The sequence below is a fragment of the Roseovarius sp. B-10 genome (genome assembly GCF_056859295.1).
Genome location: NZ_JBSXOE010000003.1, coordinates 1 through 3,456, shown reverse-complemented (window position 1 = coordinate 3,456; position 3,456 = coordinate 1). Strand labels below are relative to the sequence as shown.

Here is a 3,456-nt window from a genome sequence, read left to right as displayed (position 1 = left end):
AACGTTCACGGGCTGGCAGGCGCACCGAAACGGGGCATTCTGGTAGCTGGCAGTCTCACGGAAACCGAAGGCGGCGAGGTGGCCAAACCCTCCCAGGTTTCCGAAGAGGATCACGAAGCCCACCACGGAGGCGGAGAAAAGTCCGAGACAAGCGCCACGAGTCTGGTCACCCTGGTCGATGCCGACAGTCATGAAATACTGCGCCGCATCGAAGTGCCCGGCATCGTTCACCATGTCGGGGTTTCCTCGGATGAACGCTTCGCCGCGATCACTCATCCTGGGCTCGGTTCTGTTTCGCTGATCGACCTGGAAAGCGGTGAGGTGACAGCGACTATCGCCACGGGACCGATCCCGGAATATGCAATCGCCGATCCGAAGACCGGCAATTTCTTCGTTTCCAATGCCGGCAATGACACAATCAGCGAACTCGACCCAGAAGACGGGATTGTAACGCGAAACTTCAAACTGCAAGGCCCACCCAACCACATGCTGCTGGATGCCGAGGCCCGTCAACTAATTGTCAGCGAGTCCGACACCGGGAAAGTTTCCATCATCGATGCCGACAGCGGTGAAGCCCTTGTGTCGTTCGAAATTGGCGGTGAACTGCATGGCGTCGCAGCCGACAAGGATGCAATCTGGTCGAGCGCACGCGACCGCAACCGCGTGGTACGCATTGATCGCGCCACAGGTGAACGTCTGGAAGTCAACGTCGGCCCCGAACCCTATCACATGGCGCGCGTGGGCGACGCGCTTCTGGTGAGCAGCGCGGCGAAGAACGAGCTATGGGTTCTCGACCCAAAGACGCTTGATCTGATCACGACTGTCGAAACGAACAGCACAGGGCATCAGTTCGTCCGAATCCCATAGATGGAGCGATTGAAGCCATGACGGGCGCGAACGTGCCCGCCACCGCGCAAATCACCCGACAAAGCGGGTTGGATCATGCGTGTTGCTATAGCGCGTGACAGCATGGCGGCGAGTGCACGGCTCCAGTCCAACGAAGAGCTTCTCGTATCATTAAACTTGGGATCAATCATCTGCGAGGGTCGAAAAGTCTGACTTTGTTACGTTTCGCGACAAATCTTCTCGGCAACGATCCTTCGACCACCTAGATACAAGCCATGACGAACCCGCCCCACGTACTTCTGGTCGATGACAGCGCCGAAATTCGTAAAGCTGTTGCGCGATATCTGGAAAAGAATGACATGCGCGTCACGAGTGCGGTCGACGCGGCCCAGATGGATGACCTGCTGAAGGTTGGCCGCTATGACCTCATCGTCCTGGACGTTATGATGCCCGGCGAAGACGGGATATCGGTCTGTCGCCGCTTGTCCGCCAAGGGGTCGGCCCCAATCCTGATGTTGACAGCGCTTGGTGAGGAAATGGACCGTATCATCGGCCTCGAGGTCGGTGCGGATGACTACTTGCCCAAACCCTTCAATCCTCGCGAGTTGCTTGCGCGGATCAAGGCAATTCTGCGCCGGGCGCAGAAACCGAAAGCCCTAGCGGGAAGTCTTACAGGCAGCCGTGTACGGTTCGCGGATTGGACGCTCGAAACCGACACGCGCCGTCTTGTCGCGGCAGACGGCCGCGAGGACGTGCTGACAACATCAGAGTTCAAACTGCTGACAATCCTGCTGGAACGCCCGCGTATCATAATGAGCCGCGAGCAGCTTTTTGACTTGTCGGTCGGACGAACACCCGCCGCTTTCGACCGGACCATCGACAATCAGATCAGCCGCCTAAGGCGAAAAATAGAGGACAACCCGGGGCGGCCCAAAATCATCTCCACGGTTCGAAACGGGGGCTATTGCCTTGCAACGGATGTCGAGGTGAAGCAGTGACCCGCAAGCCTCTGGATAGCTTGCGTGTCCAGATTCTGTTGCTCATTATAGGCAGTCTCCTGGTGGCTCAGGCTATAAGCCTCTGGCTGTTCGTGGACGAACGCAGCCTCGCCGTGCGCGCTGCGATCGGGGCAGAGGCGGCCGGGCGCGCAGCGAATGTGGCGCTTCTCCTCGAACGGGCGCCACCGGACCTGCATACCTCTATTCTCCGGGCCGCTGACTCCCCGCTTGCAAGGTTTCGGATCGACCCGCAGGCGGCTGTGGATCATCTTGATCACCGTGCAAGAGGAGTGGTTGAAGCGCGTATCAGGTCGTTGCTTGGAAGCGAAGACCGCCGCGAGATTCGCGTGGAGTTGCATGAGGTTGATCGCGAATTCCCACCAATGAAGACGATGTCACCGCAGATCGCCCCCGCGCACAAGCAGATGATGCATGACAAGATCTCGGGGCTTGAACTAACGCTCTCTATCGCGCTTGCAGATAGCACCTGGCTGAATGTCGATACCCGCTTTCAGCGCCCGCCCCTGCAATGGCCGGTCTTTTCCGCGGTGAGCTTTGGCTTCACGGCGGCGTTGCTGATTGGTGTCGCTTGCTGGTACCTGCTTGCCCGCCTGACGTGGCCGCTCAGGCGTTTGGCCCAAGCCGCCGACAGCATTGGTCGTGGAGAGGAAAGCGAACCGCTTCCAGTCGCCGGTCCAAGCGAAGTCAGAAATCTGACAGACTCCTTCAATCGCATGCAGGAGCGACTGGTACGCACCGTTGCGGACAAGACGCGCATCATGGCCGCTCTGGGTCACGATCTGCGCTCGCCACTTACCGCCTTGCGGGTTCACGCCGAGATGGTGGATGAGGAGGAGACCCGCGACGCCTTGGTGAAATCCATCGCGGAAATGCAGGTCATGGTAGAGCGCACGCTGGCTTTTTCTCGCGGCATGGCAATCAGTGAACCCCCGGAAACGGTAGAGCTGGGAAAATTTCTCACTGAGCTGAAACAAGACATGCTCAACGCATTTCAACTCGAAGCGGATGCACCGCTTCAGATCAGGCTCCGGCCTCAATCCATGCGCCGAGCACTGCGGAACATCATAGAGAATGCCGTGCGTTACGGCGAAGGTGTCGAGGTCACCTATACCCGGCAGTATGACAGAGCCTTGATCTGGGTTCGCGATCATGGCCCCGGCATCCCGGACACTCAACTTGAAGAGGTTTTTGAGCCTTTTTACCGGGTCGAGACGTCACGCTCACGCGAGACAGGTGGCACCGGTCTCGGCCTGTCAATTGCACGCACAATATTGCGATCACATGGTGGCGACATCACTTTGCGCAACCACCCGGACGGTGGGCTTCTCGTGCGACTTGACTTGCCGTTCTCACAAAGTTTCAACTATCAAGAAAGGACAAGATCATGAATGACTATATGTGGTTGAAAACCAGCGTGATCGCTCTGTTGGCGGGCACCGTGCCGGCGCTCGCGGATCCGGGCAGCAATGCCAATGACACCTATGGGCACATGATGTGGGGTGGCGGACATGGCTGGTGGGCAGGTTTCGGCATGATCCTTTTCTGGGGGTTGATTATCGCAGTTGCCGTTTTCGCCTTTCGAGCGCTTACC

At 58.2% G+C, this 3,456-nt stretch carries 3 protein-coding genes and 1 pseudogene; all 4 read left to right on the top strand.

Annotated elements, in window-relative coordinates:
* Positions 1–867, top strand: an 867-nt coding sequence (locus tag AC13D8_RS00065; RefSeq protein WP_482967144.1) for a YncE family protein, incomplete at its 5' end; no start/stop codon positions are given.
* Between the two features lie 254 nt (positions 868–1,121).
* Entirely contained in the window at positions 1,122–1,844 is a 723-nt protein-coding gene (locus AC13D8_RS00060; RefSeq protein WP_482967143.1) for a response regulator, read from the top strand.
* Positions 1,841–3,253 carry an ATP-binding protein gene (locus AC13D8_RS00055; RefSeq protein ID WP_482967142.1) on the top strand — a complete coding sequence of 471 codons (1,413 nt, stop codon included), beginning with the start codon at positions 1,841–1,843 and terminating at the stop codon, positions 3,251–3,253. Before AC13D8_RS00060 ends, AC13D8_RS00055 begins: the two co-directional genes overlap by 4 nt.
* Positions 3,250–3,456: pseudogene (locus tag AC13D8_RS00050) on the top strand (hypothetical protein); the annotation flags it as partial. The gene AC13D8_RS00055 and the pseudogene AC13D8_RS00050, both read left to right, overlap by 4 nt.